The sequence below is a fragment of the Streptomyces sp. NPDC057697 genome (genome assembly GCF_042799335.1).
Taxonomy (GTDB): Bacteria; Actinomycetota; Actinomycetes; order Streptomycetales; family Streptomycetaceae; genus Streptomyces.
The window spans coordinates 36,631-53,475 of record NZ_JBHVJA010000017.1 but is presented as its reverse complement, the minus strand read 5'-3'; the positions used below and the strand labels follow the sequence as shown (position 1 = coordinate 53,475).

Annotated in this window: 14 protein-coding genes, 1 tRNA gene and 2 pseudogenes; 6 read left to right on the top strand and 11 right to left on the bottom strand. The window is 68.2% G+C overall.

All coding sequences use genetic code 11. The annotated features are described in order from the left end of the window. Positions 1-27 precede the first annotated feature (27 nt). From ACFVFH_RS32215 to ACFVFH_RS32200, 4 genes and pseudogenes are all read right to left on the bottom strand, one after another. Positions 28-444: a hypothetical protein gene (locus ACFVFH_RS32215; RefSeq protein ID WP_383775313.1), complete on the bottom strand. Its 417-nt coding sequence runs from the start codon at positions 442-444 to the stop codon at positions 28-30. Then, positions 441-772: pseudogene (locus ACFVFH_RS32210) on the bottom strand (IS5/IS1182 family transposase); the annotation flags it as partial. The pseudogene ACFVFH_RS32210 and the gene ACFVFH_RS32215, both read right to left, overlap by 4 nt. Next, positions 773-1,793: pseudogene (locus tag ACFVFH_RS32205) on the bottom strand (IS630 family transposase). It abuts the pseudogene before it with no gap. Between the two features lie 148 nt (positions 1,794-1,941). Then, entirely contained in the window at positions 1,942-2,466 is a 525-nt protein-coding gene (locus ACFVFH_RS32200; protein WP_383775311.1) for a restriction endonuclease, read from the bottom strand. A 40-nt stretch (positions 2,467-2,506) separates the two neighbouring features. Between ACFVFH_RS32200 and ACFVFH_RS32195 the strand changes: the two genes are divergently transcribed. Further along, the gene (locus tag ACFVFH_RS32195; RefSeq protein WP_383775308.1) at positions 2,507-3,118 is read left to right on the top strand and encodes a hypothetical protein; all 612 of its coding nucleotides are present in this window, start codon (positions 2,507-2,509) and stop codon (positions 3,116-3,118) included. Positions 3,119-3,557: 439 nt separating this feature from the next. Here the strand turns inward: ACFVFH_RS32195 and ACFVFH_RS32190 are convergent. Both ACFVFH_RS32190 and ACFVFH_RS32185 read right to left on the bottom strand, forming a co-directional pair. Next, a protein-coding gene (locus ACFVFH_RS32190) for an IS5 family transposase (RefSeq protein WP_383775475.1) occupies positions 3,558-4,374 on the bottom strand; the annotation gives its coding sequence in 2 pieces (ribosomal slippage) (positions 3,558-4,014 and positions 4,013-4,374; 819 coding nt in all). 139 nt (positions 4,375-4,513) lie between these two features. Further along, positions 4,514-5,497 carry a hypothetical protein gene (locus ACFVFH_RS32185; protein ID WP_383775305.1) on the bottom strand — a complete coding sequence of 328 codons (984 nt, stop codon included), beginning with the start codon at positions 5,495-5,497 and terminating at the stop codon, positions 4,514-4,516. A gap of 244 nt (positions 5,498-5,741) precedes the next feature. Between ACFVFH_RS32185 and ACFVFH_RS32180 the strand changes: the two genes are divergently transcribed. Then, positions 5,742-6,101 (top strand): hypothetical protein, encoded by a 360-nt coding sequence (locus tag ACFVFH_RS32180; RefSeq protein WP_383775303.1) that lies wholly within the window; start codon positions 5,742-5,744, stop codon positions 6,099-6,101. Positions 6,102-6,539: 438 nt separating this feature from the next. Here the strand turns inward: ACFVFH_RS32180 and ACFVFH_RS32175 are convergent, their stop codons facing one another. Beyond that, the gene (locus tag ACFVFH_RS32175) at positions 6,540-7,004 is read right to left on the bottom strand and encodes a hypothetical protein (RefSeq protein WP_383775300.1); all 465 of its coding nucleotides are present in this window, start codon (positions 7,002-7,004) and stop codon (positions 6,540-6,542) included. Between the two features lie 1,117 nt (positions 7,005-8,121). Between ACFVFH_RS32175 and ACFVFH_RS32170 the strand changes: the two genes are divergently transcribed. Further along, entirely contained in the window at positions 8,122-8,601 is a 480-nt protein-coding gene (locus ACFVFH_RS32170; protein WP_383775298.1) for a hypothetical protein, read from the top strand. Between the two features lie 347 nt (positions 8,602-8,948). Further along, positions 8,949-9,341 (top strand): tyrosine-type recombinase/integrase, encoded by a 393-nt coding sequence (locus tag ACFVFH_RS32165; RefSeq protein WP_383775472.1) that lies wholly within the window; start codon positions 8,949-8,951, stop codon positions 9,339-9,341. A gap of 111 nt (positions 9,342-9,452) precedes the next feature. On the opposite strand, the gene ACFVFH_RS32160 is transcribed toward ACFVFH_RS32165, so the two are convergent. After that, a tRNA-Pro gene (locus tag ACFVFH_RS32160) sits at positions 9,453-9,526 on the bottom strand. Positions 9,527-9,652: 126 nt separating this feature from the next. Here ACFVFH_RS32160 and ACFVFH_RS32155 point away from each other — a divergent pair. Further along, entirely contained in the window at positions 9,653-10,354 is a 702-nt protein-coding gene (locus tag ACFVFH_RS32155; RefSeq protein WP_383775296.1) for a transketolase, read from the top strand. Between the two features lie 78 nt (positions 10,355-10,432). Continuing rightward, positions 10,433-11,335: a transketolase family protein gene (locus ACFVFH_RS32150; protein WP_383775293.1), complete on the top strand. Its 903-nt coding sequence runs from the start codon at positions 10,433-10,435 to the stop codon at positions 11,333-11,335. 159 nt (positions 11,336-11,494) lie between these two features. Here the strand turns inward: ACFVFH_RS32150 and ACFVFH_RS32145 are convergent, their stop codons facing one another. From ACFVFH_RS32145 to ACFVFH_RS32135, 3 genes are read right to left on the bottom strand one after another with little or no spacing between them, the layout of a single operon-like run. Beyond that, positions 11,495-13,711, bottom strand: a complete 2,217-nt coding sequence (locus ACFVFH_RS32145) for a right-handed parallel beta-helix repeat-containing protein (protein ID WP_383775291.1) — start codon at positions 13,709-13,711, stop codon at positions 11,495-11,497. Then, positions 13,708-15,174 (bottom strand): M1 family metallopeptidase, encoded by a 1,467-nt coding sequence (locus tag ACFVFH_RS32140; RefSeq protein WP_383775289.1) that lies wholly within the window; start codon positions 15,172-15,174, stop codon positions 13,708-13,710. The genes ACFVFH_RS32145 and ACFVFH_RS32140 overlap by 4 nt, the downstream gene beginning before the upstream one ends. Further along, positions 15,171-16,844, bottom strand: coding sequence for an extracellular solute-binding protein (locus ACFVFH_RS32135; protein WP_383775286.1), 1,674 nt, complete (start codon positions 16,842-16,844; stop codon positions 15,171-15,173). The genes ACFVFH_RS32140 and ACFVFH_RS32135 overlap by 4 nt, the downstream gene beginning before the upstream one ends. Position 16,845: the final 1 nt, after the last annotated feature.

Below are 16,845 nucleotides of genomic sequence, written 5' to 3'. Positions count from 1 at the left end.
GTGAGTTGATGTCCGTTCCGGACTTGGTTACTGCTTCTTGCTGAAGGTGCCGGGCTCGGCCCCGGTGAGGATTCCCAGTGTGACCAGGCATTTCATCTTGGCGCGGGTGCATTCGACGTGTTTCGGCAGCAGCTCGAAGTCGAGGGCCTGACAGATGTCTCGGGCCCTCAGTGGACCGGTGGTGTCGTTGAAGACGGAAAGCATGCGGGGGTGGTCCTGGTGCTCGGGCAGCTCCAGACTTCCTGTTGGGGCGACCGTCTGGGCTGGGATTCGGTCGGCAAGGCCGATGATGGTCGTGCGGGTGATGGCGAGGTGTTCCAGACGTAGTTCGGCCTCACGGAGTTGGGTCTGCAGGGCGTCGATCTGCGTGCGGAGATCGACGGCCAGGGCCTGGGCAGCGTCTTCCTGAAGGCCGAGTGCCTGGAGGAGAGGGTTCAGGTTCACGCGCTGACCATCCGCGGATCGCGCCAGGTGATCGTGTTCGTGTCGGTGAGTCGACGGGCCATGACCCACGTCATGGCCCAGTAGACGCGTGAGGCGGAAGAGGCCGGGCGGTGTTCGTAGTCGCGGACCAGCCGCCGGTGCAGTATCAAGATCCCGAACGTCTGCTTCACCCGCCGCATTTCGGCTGCGGAACGAATCCCTGCTCCTCAGGGTTCCGCTGGACAATCTCGATGTCGATACCCAGGGCGACCCCGTGCGTGACAACCTGGTTCTTGAAGCCCTGGTCGACCAGGGCTTTGCTGACCGAGCCGCCGGCCGTGACGGCGACCTAGTGACCTGAGTCGGAGATTCGTCGGCAGTAGGCGGCGAGCGAGTTTGTCGAGGATCTCGTCGGCTGCCTTGGTCCAGACGAAGGGTTTGGGGTGTTCGTTCCAGTCGGCGAGCCAGGCCCGGATGTCGCGTTCGAGGGCCTGGACGGAGCGGTGGACGCCGCGCTTGAGTTTCTTCTGTGTGAGCTCGGCGAACCACCGCTAGACCAGGTTCAGCCAGGACGCGCTGGTCGGCGTGAAGTGCAGGTGGAACCGCGGGTGGGCCAGCAGCCACTTCTTGATGCCGGGTGTCTTGTGGGTCGCGTAGTCGTCCAGGATCAGGTGGACGTCGAGAGTCCCAGGGACTTCCTTGTCGAGCTTGGCAAGGAACTTCTTGAACTCCGCGGCCCGGTGGCGGCGGTGGAGGGAGCCGATGACCTTGCCGGTGGCGACTTCCAGGGCGGCGAAGAGGGTGGTGGTGCCGGCCCGGACATAGTCGTGACTGCGGCGTTCGGGAACGGGCATCATCGGCAGGACCGGCTGGGACCGGTCCAGGGCCTGGATCTGTGACTTCTCGTCCACGCAGAGGACCAGAGCCTTCTCCGGCGGGTCGAGGTAGAGGCCGACGACATCGCGGACCTTGTCGATGAACAACGGGTCGGTGGACAGCTTGAAGGTCTGGGCCCGGTGCGGCGCCAGGGCGAATGCCCGCCAGATCCGCGAGATCGTCGACTGCGACATCCCCGTGGCGGCCACCATCGATCTGGTCGACCAGTGGGTGGCGTTCCTGGGGGTTTCCTCGAGCGTCCTGACGATGACCCGCTCGACATCCGCGTCGGTGATCTTGCGCGGGACGCCGGGACGCGGGTCGTCGCACAGGCCGTCCAGGCCCCGTTCGAGGAAGCGTCGCCGCCAGGTGCGGACCGTGTCCGGGGTGATCCGCAGCCGACGGGACACTTCCATGATCGAGTGGCTCTCGGCGCACTCCAGCACGATCCGCGACCTCTGGGCCAGAGCCTGGGCCGTCGTCCTGCGACGCACCTAGCCCTCCAGCGCAGCCCGTTGGGCATCAGTCACTGACAACGGCGGAATCTTCGGACCCGGATGACTTATACCTAACCAACGACGAATCTCCGACTCAGGTCACTAGCACGCCACCCGGACCGAGCCGCTCGGCCACGTAAGCCGTTCACCAAGTAGCGTCGAACCGCAACCGTTCAAAGGCATCCTTGAGCTTGGCCTCAGTTGCCGACGGGATCGGATCATCGTCGAAATGGTACAGGTCGTGTTGAGACACAATCTCTTCTGCCTCAGCTCTTGAGAGGCGCGGCTCAAGCCTGAAGACATAGCCGTCAAGGCGCGGTTGGGTCGCATTCTCCATGCGCTGACGCGCCGCCTCTGTCGGGATGAGGTTCGCGAACAGCACACCTCGGTCGGCGCCAACGTCTTCCAGCTTGCCGATCAGTCCGTCGATGACACCGACGTCGACCCGTCGGCGACGCCACTTGCACTCGATAACGATCATGATCTCGTGCGGCCCGACGTTCGCTGTCACCAAAACGTCTATCTGCCGCGGCTTCCTGCTGATCCGCCCCATGACGTGGGCGTTGTGCTCCACCCGCGCGTCCGGGTACATGCGGCGCGCCTCTTCCGCGATCTGCTTTTCGAACCGCAGCCATTCGGCTTCTGCTTCTTGTCCCGTTACATCTCGCACGGGCTGAAGGTACCCCGCCCCTCTGACAGGAACTGTTCAAATGAACACTCCCGCTCTGCCCGTCCACACCCGCGCGGGCGAGAGCGCCCTCGGTTTCCGCCGCGACGGCGGCCCGATCTGGCCGATCAAGGGCGGCTCGGGCAAGGGCGGTGACCCGAGCGCACCGCCAGCCCCGTCCGGCGAGCAGGGCTCGCACCTGCCGAACACGGACCGGGGCACCCCGCCCGCACCGCCCGCCGCGGACCCGGCCAACGCGCAGCAGCAGGCGCCCGAGGCAGCCGAGCAGCGCGACCAATTGCAGGCAGCGCTCGAACCCGTGAACAAGGCGCTCAACCCCGACGGGGCCGAGGCCGGGCAGGACCCGGCCAAGCTCGCCGCTTACCGGGCCGCGGGCGAGCAGGGGCCCCGCGCCGACCGGCTGCTGAACAGCCGCTCTTCCGTTCCGGCAATCTCCGAACTTCATCTGGCCGAGGAGACGGCACGCTCGGCGCTGCGAACAATCCTGCGGTTGAGGGCGCCCCCACCTGTACCACGCGGCCCCGACCGGACCGCCGCGCGGCGGCGCCGAGTGCAACGACGCCCCGACGGGCGAGCGCCGCCTCGCTTCCCTGCGCAACGCCATCGCCGCCCGGTTCGACGCCTGACCCCCTAAAGATCATTTCGTTGGGAGTTCTGCGCGCGCAGCCCTCGGCGATAGCCCGCTCCATCAGCTCCTGTGCCTTCGCTCGCCGGGCTCGCGCGACAGGCCGCTCGTCCCCAGGCCTGCACTCGCAGGCAGTCACTCAACGTGCCCTTGGCAGCGCCTCCGGTGGCATGACGTCCCGTGCCACCAGGCCCGCCGCAACGGCCCTTCCTGAGGAGAATCGGGGGAGTATCGGCGGTCCTGGGAAGCGCGTGGGGAGAATCGACCGCGTAAGGCACCACGATCCCGAAAGACACTGAAAAACTTATCCGCGCAGGTCAGGGGTAGGTACAGTGGCATCGATGCAGGTCGGCGCCACCAGGTAGACAACTTCGTGACGTACGTGCCGAGATCGCGGGTAGGCGAGGTCTCCTGGGTCTGTGGCGCGCATGGTGACTAACTGATCGTTTCAGAATGAAGTCCGGAGTCGTCTCAAGCAGATGACGCTGCAGGCGAGTTGGAGCAGTGCGAGGTGGAGGTCGGCGCGTATCTCGTAGCGGGTGCGGAGTCGTTTGAACTGGTGGAGCCAGGCGAAGGTGCGCTCGACGACCCATCGGGTCTTGCCCAGGCCGGAGCCGTGCGGGGTGCCGCGGCGGGCGATCTTGGGTGTGAGCCCGCGAGCCCGGATCAGGCGCCGGTACTTGTCGAAGTCGTAGCCGCGGTCGGCGAACAGTCTCCGGGGCCGGTGCCGTGGCTGGCCGCGCAGCCCGCGGATGCGGGGTATCGCGTCCAGCAGCGGCATGAGCTGGGTGACGTCGTGACGGTTTCCGCTGGTCAGAAAGACGGCGAGCGGGGTTCCGTGCCGGTCGACGATCAGGTGGTGCTTGCTGCCGGGCCGGGCCCGGTCGACCGGCGAAGGTCCGGTGTGAGCCCCCCTTGAGGGCCCGGACATGCGAGCCGTCGATCGCGGCGTCGTCCATCTCCAGCAGGCCTTCTTTGCGTAGTTCCGCCAGCAGGACCTCGTGCAGGCGAGGCCGGACCCCGGCCTCGGTCCAGTCCCGCAGGCGCCGCCAGGCCGTCACCCCGCTGCAGCCAACCCGTTCCGTGGGGACGTCCCGCCAGCTCACGCTCTTGCACAGCACGTAAACGATGCCTCGCAGAGCAGCACGGTCATCCACCGGCAACCGCCCGGGATTCCGATGCCGCCGAGGCGGACGAGGAGGGAGCAGCGGGGCTATGCGTTCCCACAGGTCATCAGGCACAAGGTCAGCAGATACCCAACAGATCCTGCCGACCCAACACCCAACTGCCAATCCACTAAGCCGATTTCATTCTGGAACGATCAGTAACCAGCACAGGTGGGACCGGCGGGCAGCAATCTCCGCTACTCGGCATGCCAGACGTCATCGGCACCGCCGACATGACTCACAGTTGGGACCCTCTACGGATTAGCCACTCACGGGCTGATGCTGACCCTGCAAGTGCAGCGGCACGGTTCAGACGCTCGGCGTCCTGGATATCGCCGTTGAAGAATCTCAGTTGGACGAGCCCGTGCAGGGCGTGGCTATTTCCGGCCGCCGCTGCTGCGTGTGCCAGGTTCTCGGCGTGTTGATGGTGACCTCGTCCTTCCCTGTGCCATGACATCCACTCGAGAGCCTTCGGGTGCTTCGCAGCGGCGGCCGCACTGTAGAAGCAGGTGGCAGTGGCGTGGTCACGGTGGTCTGATCTTTCGCGGGCGAAGGCCACCAGGGCATCAGTGTGGCCGTGACCGGCGATGCGCCGACACAATCGTTGCGCATCGTCGGATGCTCCGGCGGTAACACGCAACTGAGCAAGCGCTAGGGCTGCGGACGGGCTTCCGTACTCCGTGAGGGCTGTGTGCGCTAGACGCTCTACCGCGATCCGATCGCCGCGGGCTTCGTGGTACGCAGTGAGCCACCGCGCGGCGACTGGGTCTCCGGTGTCGGCGGCCCATGAGTAAATGCGTGCGGCCGAGTGGCGCATGCCCAGCGTCAGCAAGTGGTGAGCCAGGCTACGCTGATCGTTCCGGTTACCGCTCACCTCGTATGCCCGGCGAGCCAGGCGCTCAGCCTCCTTGTAGTGGCCGGCAAGTCCGAGAGCCGCAGAGAGCTCGCCAAGGAGGAACCCGTCGAGACAGTGCCCCTCAATGATCTGTTCCGCCCGCTCGAAGCGTCTGAGGTCAATGAGGCGACGGGTAAACCAGCGAAGCACGCTTACGTCGCCGCACTCCGCCGCCTTCAGATAGAGCTGTTCACAGCTCACCACTCCCAGACGGCGCGCGGCCTGGGCGAGTTCCCGCGTGTCCGTGTCTGTACGCGAGTGTGCCGCTGCTGCTGCCCACAGAGAGAGGGGGATGTTCCTTTTCTCTAGTTGCCCGGCTCTTTTCATGGAGGAAGTCGGCAAGTTGATACAACGGGCTGTCGGTAGGTGGCTCGTAGGGTCGAGGCCGATGACGCATCAGCGGCCCAGGAAGCTGACAATGCGGTCGAAGGAGCTTGGTCAGGCGGGAGGCGAACCAGTCCTCGTCCAAGCTGTGCCATGTGGAGTCATCCACGTAGCCCTCACAGGCAACCCGCAAAAAGCTTTCAGACAGCAGGGGACCACGTCCACATCGGCGTGCGTCCATGGCAGCGTGAAGAATGGCACGGGCCGCCCCTTCGGACTGCTCGTAGCGTCGCCATGGATGTGGGGCTCCAGCAAGGAACTGAGCGATGCGTCCACTGGCAGCACGGGTTCGGGCCAGCGTCAGGCGCGGGTCGGAGTTGACTACAGCCTCAGCACGGGCCAAATCCGGTTCGCTGAACGCGGCAGGCATCCGGACAGTGACCGCCAGGTCGGCAAGCTGACCCACCGCGCCCATCCCAGTGGCGAGGTGGTCATCGTCCTCGACGGAGCACTCCGTCAGCTTTTCCCAGAAGCTCGGCCACATGGTGCCCAGGACCAGAACGGGCCCGCGCTGTTGGTTCGTCAACAGGTCCTGCAAGCTTGCTGAGACCTGTGCGGCGCAGTCCTTAACCAGCAAGTAAAGGTTTGCTTCGTTCAGCCACAGAACGGTTCGTGGCTGCAGCACATCCTCCTGCAACGCACGCAGGAGTGCCGCCGGCCGATCCGGAGCCAGCGGATGCACAATCTTCCAGTCTGGGAGTTCAGCCCGCACTGCTTCCCAGCAGGATCGTGTCTTGCCTGGTGAGGAGCCACCAACCACTATCACCAGTCGGCTCCCGTCGACCGCCTCAGCTACCTCGCGCCGCAGCGCGTCATCAACGCTGGCCGGACGGGCGATGTAGGGAGGGGGTACCGCTAGCGCACCAGGGGCTCCACCCATCTCGAAGGCGGGATGCACCTCGAAGCGCAAGGCGTCAGTGGGCTAGGGATAGCGCGGGGTGACTTGCTCGGTAGGCTCAATCTACACGACGAGACGTCGAGCGATTCAGAAAGCGCTTAGCTCCACCAACTCCTGTTCGGGAGCAGCCTCACTTTCTGCAGGTACGTCACGGACGGTGTCCGCCAAGTGTTTCCATACCCGACGGTGCTCCTGACCCAAGCCCGGCAGGATTCTCAGAAGGTCGTCCACGCCTTTCTGCGCAGCAGCGTACGCAGCCAAGCTCTGCAGCACCTCCAAGCCATGCGAGGGGCCAGATGCGGTCACACCTAGCCTGTGCCGGTCGGCATCCATTTCCCCGCCAAACGACTCCAGACTCTGCACGCACTGCCGGATCGTCTTGCGCCAGGGATCGCTGCTGCGAGCGATCTCCAACGTCCGTTTGACCTGCCGTTCCACGGCCAACTCGTAAGGGCCCTTACGGTTGAGAACCACCACGTCGTCCAGAGGGAGCTCCCCGCCCTGCTGCAGGCAGACCGAGTCCGGCACCACGTCCAGCCCCGGAACGCTCACGCCGCACAGCAGAGCGGCCAGGTCCAGGGCCGCGACTCGATACTCATAGATCGTGCCAGCCCCACCCGTGCCAATCGAGGAAGCCCCCCTGCTCAATCTCTCACTCCCGGTTAGATTCGCCGACCCGACTCCAAGGACGTTTATACCTACTGCCGACCCGGAGGCGCTGGCCACCGGTCGGTTGCTCCGCCAAGAGCAAGCCAAGGCAGTCGAAGTCAACACCGCAGCAGCGGCAACGCCGGGACGATCATGTCGGGCTGAGCAGAACGGCGGCGCGCCAGCTCTTCGCCGACGGACCGGCTGCGTTCGATCGCAGTGAAACCGGCTGCGTTCGATCGCAGTGAAACGGAGCAGCCTTCCAGTAGCGCGGATGGGTCGCACGGTCCAGTGCGGCGGTGTCGGCGTCCAGGTCGTCAGGGCATCGAGGAGACCCTGAGATACGAGCTGTCCCGCGTCACGCTCGAGAACGTGCTCCAGGACGTACTCGCGGCACCTCGCTAGCCTCCCCGTTACGCCCTGACATCACCAAGATCCCCATTCGGCACATGCCCTGATACCCCAGTCGCGTACGCGACGGCTGACGCATACGACGAATCTCATCGCCAACGGCAGCCACCCCCGAATATCTCGTCGCAAGCGAGGGGAACATAGCCGCACATCGCCGGTTAGCCAAACCGGCGTTTGCGCGGACGGTTGTTTTCCACCGTTTGCTCCGAGTGCCACGGCGGATCGATCCACCTGCGAGCAGCGCCATCTGCCGCCGACGGCTTTCCCCGGAATCACTTTTGTGCTCCATACCACCAGGAGATTCACCACACTTGCCCACCGAACCGATAGCAGCCTACACAGACCGTCAGCCGCGCACTAATAGTGCGGACGGTGCCCGTTTCGCCCAAGATGACAGCCGGTCGTTTCTCCTGGATAACGCTTGGTATTCGACGAGCGACCTCGCCGCCTGCCTGCGTGTAGATTCCTCTACCCTGCACCGTTGGCACACTGCTCGGCCTCCCCAGGGCCCGCCGTTCGCCTCCGTGTCGGAACGCGTCATCATGTACAGCGCGCTCGACGTTGAGGAATGGCTGCACAGCGTCCGGACCGTCCCGCCTCGAGATGCCTGATGGCCGAGAAAGCCGTTGTACCGGTCGGTGTCCGACTCACCACCGACATCGAGTACCGGCCTGATCGCCCCAACCCGTACCTCGCGCGAGTCCGCTGGTTCGATCCGGCTACGAAGCGGCGTCTGTCCCTGTCGGAGGGGAAGGCGGACGAGGATGAAGCGCAGGAGTGGTTCCAGTCCATCATCGAAGCGGCTGAGGCAGGGCTGTCCCCGTCGCTCGCCACCGTGAAGCTCGCCGAATACGGCAACGCGAACATGGATCTCGCCCTGCGCGGCCTGGAGCTGAAAACACTCGACCCCTACCTGGCAGGCTGGCGGGATGCGTGTCGTGCCCGCCCTGGGCCACGTCGCGGTCCGGATGATCACCAACGGCGCTGTCGACCGCACCGTGCAGAACTGGATCGCCGACGAGCTCAGCCGATCAACGGTGAAGAACACCATCGCCGTCCTGGTCCGTGTCATGGAGCAGGCAGTCCGTGACGGCATCATCAAGGTGAACCCCGCCCGGGTGACCGGATGGCAGAAGCTCTACAAGCAGGCCGAGGACGAACTCCTCGACCCGCGCGCACTCGCCCTGCCCGACTGGGAAACACTCGTCGCACTGGCCGACGCACTCGTGGCCGCCTCCCACGACGAGTACCGCGGCTGGGGAAACGTGGTCATCTTCGCCGCGTGCACCGCCGCACGGATCGGAGAGATCTCAGGCTGCCGCGTCGGAGACATCGACACCACCCAGTGGATCTGGACCGTGCGGCGTCAGACCACGCCCGCGCCCGGCGGGCTGACCGACAAGGGCACCCAAGGGCAAGCGGGCCCGCAAGGTTCCCATCGTCGAGGAGATCCGCCCCCTCGTCGCCCGGCGCATCCTGTCCGCCGGCCCCAATCCGGACGCCCGCCTGTTCACGGGCCCGCGAGGCGGACGTATCTCCACCGCCATCCTGCGCGATGCCACACACTGGGACGACGTGGTCACCAAGCTCGGCTACGAGCATCTGCGCCGCCACGATCTCCGGCACACCGGACTGACCTGGTTCGCCGACGCCGGGGTCCAGGTACACGTGCTCCGCAGAATCGCCGGCCACGGTTCACTGACCACCACCCAGCGCTACCTTCACCCGGACGTCCACAAGATCACGGCCGCCGGGGCGGCCCTCTCGGCCCACTTCAACGTGCTGCGCGCACCGCGCTTGCTGCCGAGCCCCACCGTCATGACCCGCTGACCCGGTCAAAGGACGCCGGACCTCCAGCTGGTCCCCAACTGGTCCCCAAAAATGATCAAGGGCCGGTTTCGGATAACTCCGAAACCGGCCCTGACCTGCGACTGTCTCCAGTCGGGACGACAGGATTTGAACCTGCGACCCCTTGACCCCCAGTCAAGTGCGCTACCAAGCTGCGCCACGTCCCGGTGCCCGTCTGACCTGGGGTTTCCCCTGGCCGAACGCGCATGAGAACAATACCGCACTCCGGTGGGTGGTCACGAACGCCTTTCCCCTCTTGACCTCGACCAAGCTTGATGTTCAACGCTGGTCCCATGACGAACTCCACCGCCGCGGCAGCACGCGGCCACCACGAGCTGAACCGCCTGATGAGCCTGATGACCGGGGACGAGAAGCACGGTCCCGCCGCGACCTCCACCCTGGACGTCCTCCGGGTGCTGTACGACCGGGTGCTGCGGGTGACGCCCGCCACGGCCGACGCGCCCGGCCGCGACCGGTTCCTGCTGTCCAAGGGGCACGGGCCGATGGCGTACTACGCGGTCCTCGCCGCGCACGGCTTCTTCGGCGAGGAGCTGCTGGCCGGGTTCGGCTCGTACGACTCACCGCTCGGGCACCATCCGGACCGGATGCTGGTGCCGGGCGTCGAGATCGGCAGCGGGTCGCTGGGCCACGGGCTGCCGCTCGCCGTGGGCAGCGTGCTCGGCCTGCGGGCGCAGGGGCTCACCGATCCACGGGTCTGGGTGCTGATCGGCGACGCCGAGCTGGACGAGGGCAGCAACCACGAGGCACTCGCCTACGCGGGCCCGGCCGGGCTGGAGCAGCTGCACACCGTGGTGATCGACAACGCCTCCGCCTCGCACGCCCGGCCCGGCGGGATCGCGGCCCGGTTCGAGGCGGCGGGCTGGTCGGTCGCCTCCGTCGACGGACGGGACCACGAGGCGCTGTACGCCGCCTTCACCGCACCGCACCCGGGACGGCCGAGGGCCGTGGTCGCGCGCGTCGCGCCGAAGAGCTGACCCGGAGGAGCGGCACCCACCGCCCCACGGGCCCCACCGCCCCGCAGACCGCACAGAGACACGAGAGGGACACTTCACATGGACACGATGCGTGACCGCTTCATCGCCACCACCTCGCAGCTGCTGGACGAGGACCCCCGCCTCGCCCTGGTCCTGGCCGAGATCAGCCGGGACGGCTTCGACCCGGCCGCGCGGGCCCATCCGGACCGGGTCGTCAACGTGGGGATCAGGGAACAGCTGCTGGTCGGAGCGGGCGCCGGGATGGCGCTCACCGGGATGCGGCCGATCGTGCACACCTTCGCCAGTTTTCTGGTGGAGCGGCCGTTCGAGCAGGTCAAGCTGGACTTCGGCCACCAGGGGGTGGGCGGGGTGCTGGTGAGCGCCGGGGCTTCCTACGACTGGCCGGCCGGTGGGTTCACCCACATGGCGCCGGGCGATGTCGCGCTCCTGGACACGCTGGACGGCTGGACGGTTCATGTGCCGGGCCACCCGGACGAGGCCGAGGCCCTGCTGCGGGAGGCCGCGGCCGGGGAGGGCCGGGTGTACGTGCGCCTGTCGTTGCAGTCCAACGAGCGGGCCCGGCCGGTCGGCGCGGGAACCGGGTTCACGGTGGTGCGGGAGGGAACCGGCGGGGTGGTGATCGCGGTCGGGCCGATGCTCGACAACGTCCTCGCCGCGACCGCGGGGCTCGATGTGACGGTGCTGTACGCGACGACGGTGCGCCCCTTCGACGGCGCCGGTCTGCGGCGGGCGCTCGGCGCCCTCGGGGCCGCCGACGTGGTGATCGTCGAGCCGTATCTGGCGGGCACCTCCACCACCGCCGCCAATGACGCGCTCGCCGAGCTGCCGCACCGTGTGCTGGGCCTCGGGGTGGGGCGGGCCGAGCTGCGCAAGTACGGGGAGATGGAGGAGCACCTGGCCGCGCACGGCCTGGACGCGCGGGGGCTGCGGGAGCGGATCGGCGCCTTCCTCCGCCGCTGACCCCGCCCGCCGACCCCGGCCGATGGATCGCGGCGGGCCGGATCGCGGCGGGCCGGATCGCGGCGGGCCGGATCGCGGCGGCGCCGCCGGCCGGAGGGCCGACGGCGCCGTGTACCGAGGTCGGTCTCCGTCGCCGGACGGGATCGACGGAGCGGACCGTCAGGGGTGGACGAGCACCTGGGACAGGGCCACCCGTCCGGTGCCGGAGGTCACGATCTTCACCGTGCGGGTGCGGCTGTCCAGGTCCAGGACCGTCGGGCGCAGCGCCTTGCCGCTGACATGGATCGTCGTGTCGTCCGTGATCACGTCGAAGTCGGCGGTCGTGGCGGAGGCGTTGTTCCAGATCTCGATCTGGCGGACGCGGTGCGTGCCGCCCAGGTCGACCTGCCACCGGGCGCCCGCCTCCGGGAGCGTGCGGGTGTCCGTGTTGGTGTCTCCGTCCAGGGCGAGTTCCGCGCCCGCCGCGCCCTCGGTGGAGGACTGGCCGGCCGTGCCGGAGCGGGCCAGGTCGGTGCGGAGTTGCTCGACGGGGCCGCCGTGGGCCCCGGCCCGGCGTGCGACGGCGAGCGCCTCGGCCGGCAGCCGGTCCAGACCCGTGAGGTTCTCCGTCATGACCGAGCCGGTGCCGCCGAGGGCGGGCGCGGCGGTGTCGGTCCAGTTGCCCCGGGCGGTGTTCTCGATGCCGTAGTCCGCCCAGTTGGAGACCCACTTGTAGCCGATGCGGGTGATGACGTTGCGCTCGACGCGGATGTGCGAGGACTGTTCGTCGAGGTAGATGCCGTTGCCGTCGCGCTCGGTGTTGCCGAAGGCGGAGCGGTTGATGTAGTTGCCGGAGACGACCGTGCCCGGCTGTGCGCCCTGGGTGTAGATCGCGCCGCCGTCGTGCTGCTCCTGGGCGACCTCCATGACGTGGGTGATCCGGTTGCCGGTCACCTTGTTGTCGCGCAGGACGGACTTCTGGGACTCGGGCTGGTTCCAGCCCCAGCCGACCGAGATCCCGGAGTACGGGAGGTGGTCCAGGCTGTTGTGGTCGACGGTCAGTCCGGCCTCGTACCCGGCCCAGATGCCCACCGAGTCGGTGTACTCGACGCCGGAGCGGGTGATGGTGTTGTACGCGACGGTGTTCCGCTCCCCCGCGAGCGCCGCCGACGGCATCGGCTCGGTGTCGCCGACATAGACGGCGCCCGACGACAGGTCGGTGAAGTCCGAGCGGGTCACCGAGCTGTCCTTGGTGCCCGCTTCGAGGATCGCGCCCGCCCCGCCGAGCCGGCTGAACCGGGCGTTCTCGATGCTGATGTCCCGGCCGCCGCGGACGGTCACCGCGGCGGAGGGCTTGGTGTAGAAGCGGCCCGCGTGGTCGACGGGGCCGGTGGCTCCGGTCAGGGTGAGACCGGCCTGCATGCCCGCGTAGCCCTCGTCGGTGTCCGGCTGACGGTAGGCCGCGTAGGAGAAGCCGATGCCGCTGACGGTGACGTCATGGGCACCGTCGACGACGAGGAGCTGTTCGGTGTGCGGGGTGACGGCCCGCGCACGGCGCATGTTCTCGCCCTCGCGCGGCAGGTACGTGACGGTGCGGGCCTCGGAGTTCCAGACGAACTCGCCTGGCTGGTCGAGGAGTTCGGGGGCGTTCTCGAAGAAGGCGACGCCGCTGTAGCGGGTGGAGTCGACCGTGGTGGAGTCCCAGGCGGGTCCGGTCCGGTCGGTGCCGCTCGCCGAGTTGGTCCAGCAGGGCTGGGCGAAGGTCATCACGTCGCCGTTCACGCCCGTGATCCGGCAGTGGTAGTTGCGCCAGCGGACCCGGATGACGGCTTCGGCGTCGGTGGGCCGCTGCCACCGGGCGATGCCGGTCGCGACCGCGCCGGTCATGCCGGTCTTCGTGGCGTCGCAGGTGCTCGCCGCACAGGACCCGCCGCGGGCGCGGGTGGCGCGCCTGCCGTCGACGAAGAGCTGGCGGGGGGTGACGCCGGCCGGGACGGCGGCGGTCCAGGTGCCGTCGGCGTTCTTCCGCCAGCCGGAGATGTCCCGTCCGCCGGAGAGGACGGGGCGGGCGCCGGGGGCCGCGGTCCAGGTGACGGTGTGGCCGTCCTTCCCGGAGTCGGCGGCGCCGAGCCTGAGCGGTTCGTCGAGTCCGTACGTGCCGTTCTTCAGCAGGATCCGGACATCGCGCCCGGTCTCGGTGCGGGCCCGGTCGCGGGCCCCCTCGGGGGTGCAGGGGCGGGCGGCCGTGCAGGAGCTGCCGTGTCCGTCCGGGGCCGCGTACAGGGTGCGGGCGCCCGGGGCGGCCTGGGCGGTGGGGGCGGCGAGAAGTGCGGCCAGGAGTGCGGCGGTGGCGGCAGCGGCGGTTCCTCGTACGACGTTCAGGGAGTGGCGGTTCACGCGGTGGCCTTCCAGTCGGGGTGGCCGGGCATGGGCGGGTTCACGGCTCCGAAGAGCCAGTCGCGCAGGAACGGGTCGAGGGAGCGGTCGCGGGTGACGTCGACGGTGTGCCGGATGAACGCCTCGCTGGTGTACGTGGAGTCCTTGAAGCGCTTCACCCACTCGCGCATGACCTTGTCGAACGTCCGCCGACCGGTCCGGAGGCTGAGGGCGTACAGGACGAGCGCGCCGCCGTCGTAGATGTTGGTGCCGCCGAGCGCCTTGGGCAGTCCGGGCGGGCCGTCGGTGGCGCGGACCGCGTCGAGCTTCTCGTACGTCGCCTTCATCTTGTCCTCGAGGACCGACCAGCCGCGCTCCTCTGCGTAGAGACCGGCGTAGTACACGGCGGGGCCCTCGTTGAGCCAGGCCTGCTGCCAGTCGTCCGGGGTGACGGAGTCGCCGAACCACTGGTGGACGAGCTCGTGGACCATGGTGGTCTCGTAGCCGGGCCGGCCGTTGGCGTCGGGCTTGAACCAGTTGGTGGAGAACAGCGAGAGGGTCTGGTTCTCCAGGGCGTCGGTGTAGCCGTCGTAGATGTGGACGCCGTAGACGGAGAACGGGTAGCGGCCGAACTTCGCCTCCAGCCAGGCCAGATGGTCCGGGGTACGGGCGACGATCGGGCCGTAGGTGTCCTCCTGGCCCTGCGGGACGATGTGGCGCAGGGGAAGGCCGCGGTGGCTGGTGCCGTAGAGATAGGTGCCCTTGACCACGGCGATGCCGATGAGTTCGGTCGCCATGCGCTCGCGCAGGGCGAAGTGCCAGACGGTGGAGCCGTCGCCGCGCGGGGTCCGGTGGAGCAGTTCGCCGTTGGCGGCGGCGACATAGCCCTTCGGGGCGCTGATGTGGAAGGTCCAGGTCGCCTTGTCGGACGGGGTGTCGTTGCAGGGCAGGAAGGTGTCGGCGCGGGAGGACTGGGCGGCGGAGGCGAAGCCGCCGTCGGTGCCGAACTTCCACCCGGTCAGGCCGAGCCGGGGGGCCTTGCCGTTGCCCCGGTAGCGGATCTCGGTGGTGAAGGCCTGCCCGTCGTGGAGCGGCCGGGCGGGGGTGACCGTCAGTTCCTGGCCGCTCTGGCCGGGCGTGAGCTCCCAGGTGGCGGGGCGTCCGGCGACGGTCACCGAGTCGATGGTGTGGCCGTCGGTGTCCAGGTTGAACGCGGAGAGGTCCTGGGTGGCCCTGGCCTCGATCCGGACCGCGGCGGTGAAGTCGTAGGTGACCGGGGTGAAGTCGAAGGTCAGGTCGTAGTGGACGACCTGGTATCCGCCGTTGCCGAGGGTCGGGAAGAGCGGGTCCCCGACACCGTCCGAGCCCGGCTTCGGGTCGAAGCCGGGCGACCGGGCGGAGGCGGGCGAGCCGAGGGAGGGTACGGCGACGGCCGCGGCCACCGCCGCGCCGCCGAGCTTCAGGGCCGCGCGTCGGGTCGTCACTTCTTCCCCTTCTGGAAGGCTTCCTCGAACTCGCCGCGGGCCTGCTCGCCGCCCTTGGCCAGGTAGTCCTTGACGAGCTGGTCGTAGGCGGACATGGGCTTGCGGCCCGAGATGATGTCCTTGAGCGCGTCGCCCTTGAGCGTGTTGAGGCTGCCGGAGCCCTTGGAGTCCCAGGTGGGCGAGGAGTACTGGAGGGTGGGGTCGGGCACCATCATCGGGATCATCCTGGTGAAGGTGGAGTGGACGTGGCGGACGCCCTGCTCCGAGTCGGCGCTGAAGACGGCGGGGACGCCGGAGGCCATGAACTTCCAGGGCACGGTGACGTCCTGGGTGCCCTGCTTGGTGAGGGCCGGGTTGCCCTTGGCGTCGCGGGTGAAGTCCTTGCCCTCCACGCCGTAGTTGATGAGGGTGTACTCCTGGCTGCCGAACGGGGAGGCGGCGAAGTCGGCGAGGGCGAGGATCTCCTTGACCCGGGCCCCGGGCGCCTTCTTGATGTGGGTGTTCTGCAGCGCGACGTTGTCCATCCAGGCGACGGCGTCCTTGCCGACCGGCACGAACGGGCGCGGGTCGTACTTCTTGTCGATCGCCCGCATCGCGGCGATGTAGCCGACGCCGGGTGCCAGGTAGGTGGGCATGCCGTCGTAGACGTAGGCGCCCTTGCCGTTCTTGAACATGTCCGTGTACTGGGCCTTCTGCGCCCCGGACATCTGGAGGGTGCCGGGGTAGTAGCAGCCCGCCTTGTACAGCAGCCGCGCGGTCTCCACCGCCTTGCGGTACTCCGGGGTCTCCAGGTCGGCGGTGAATTTTCCGGTCTTCTCGTCCAGCCGCCAGAAGCTGGGAGCGCCCGCGGACATGGCGAGCATGCTGGTGGCGCCCGCGATGATGGCGTACTGGTCCTTCTTGGGCCGGGTCAGCTCCTTGCAGACCTCGACGAAGCGGTCGAGGTCGGTGATCTGGTCCAGGCTCGTGACGCCGACCTCCTCGAACAGGTCGTGGCGGTAGAAGCCCGCGCCGCCGGTGCCGGTCCTGGCGATCGGGAGACCGTAGAGCTTTCCGCCGAAGATGGCGGACTGCCAGGCGCCCTTCGGGATCGCGGCCAGGTTCGGGTAGTCCTTGATCCTGCCCCCGGCGAGGAACGGGGTCAGATCGGCGCACTTGGCCTGGAGGAAGGCGGCCTTGTTGTCGACGCCGCCGCTCTCCGGGTACATGAAGAGGTCGGGCAGGCTGTCGCTGGCGACCATCGTGGAGAACTTGGTGCCGTAGTCGTCGGCCGGGACGGCGGTGATGTCCACCTGGCCGCCGAGGAGCTTCTCGATCTCCTGCCAGGCGGCGTTGCCGCCGCGGCCGGGCGGCGGCGGGGAGAAGGTCTCCATCGTCGCGCTGATCGGCTTCGCCCCCTTGAGCGGGGTGTTCTTCGTGGCGCGCAGCGGCTTGGCCGGGTAGCTGAAGAAGCCCTGCGGGACGCCGGCCGCGGTGCCCGCCAGATCGGGTTCGAGGCCGATGTTGCGGACCGCGGTGTCCGGCAGCAGCGAGGCGCTCTTGGCCTCCGCCTTCGCGGTGGTGCCGCCGTCGCCGCAGGCGGCGAGCAGCGGGGCGGCGGCCAGTCCCAGACCGACGCCCGCGCCCATGCGGAACAGTGCTCTGCGATTGATGGGGGTGGAGCTCGACACC

Excerpts from the sequence above, each read along its gene's own strand:
- ACFVFH_RS32195 (WP_383775308.1), top strand. The coding sequence starts at position 2,507 with ATGAACACTCCCGCTCTGCCCGTCCACACCCGCGCGGGCGAGAGCGCC.
- ACFVFH_RS32155 (WP_383775296.1), top strand. The coding sequence starts at position 9,653 with ATGACGAACTCCACCGCCGCGGCAGCACGCGGCCACCACGAGCTGAAC.
- ACFVFH_RS32150 (WP_383775293.1), top strand. The coding sequence starts at position 10,433 with ATGGACACGATGCGTGACCGCTTCATCGCCACCACCTCGCAGCTGCTG.
- ACFVFH_RS32185 (WP_383775305.1), bottom strand. The coding sequence starts at position 5,497 with ATGAAAAGAGCCGGGCAACTAGAGAAAAGGAACATCCCCCTCTCTCTG.
- ACFVFH_RS32170 (WP_383775298.1), top strand. The coding sequence starts at position 8,122 with ATGGCCGAGAAAGCCGTTGTACCGGTCGGTGTCCGACTCACCACCGAC.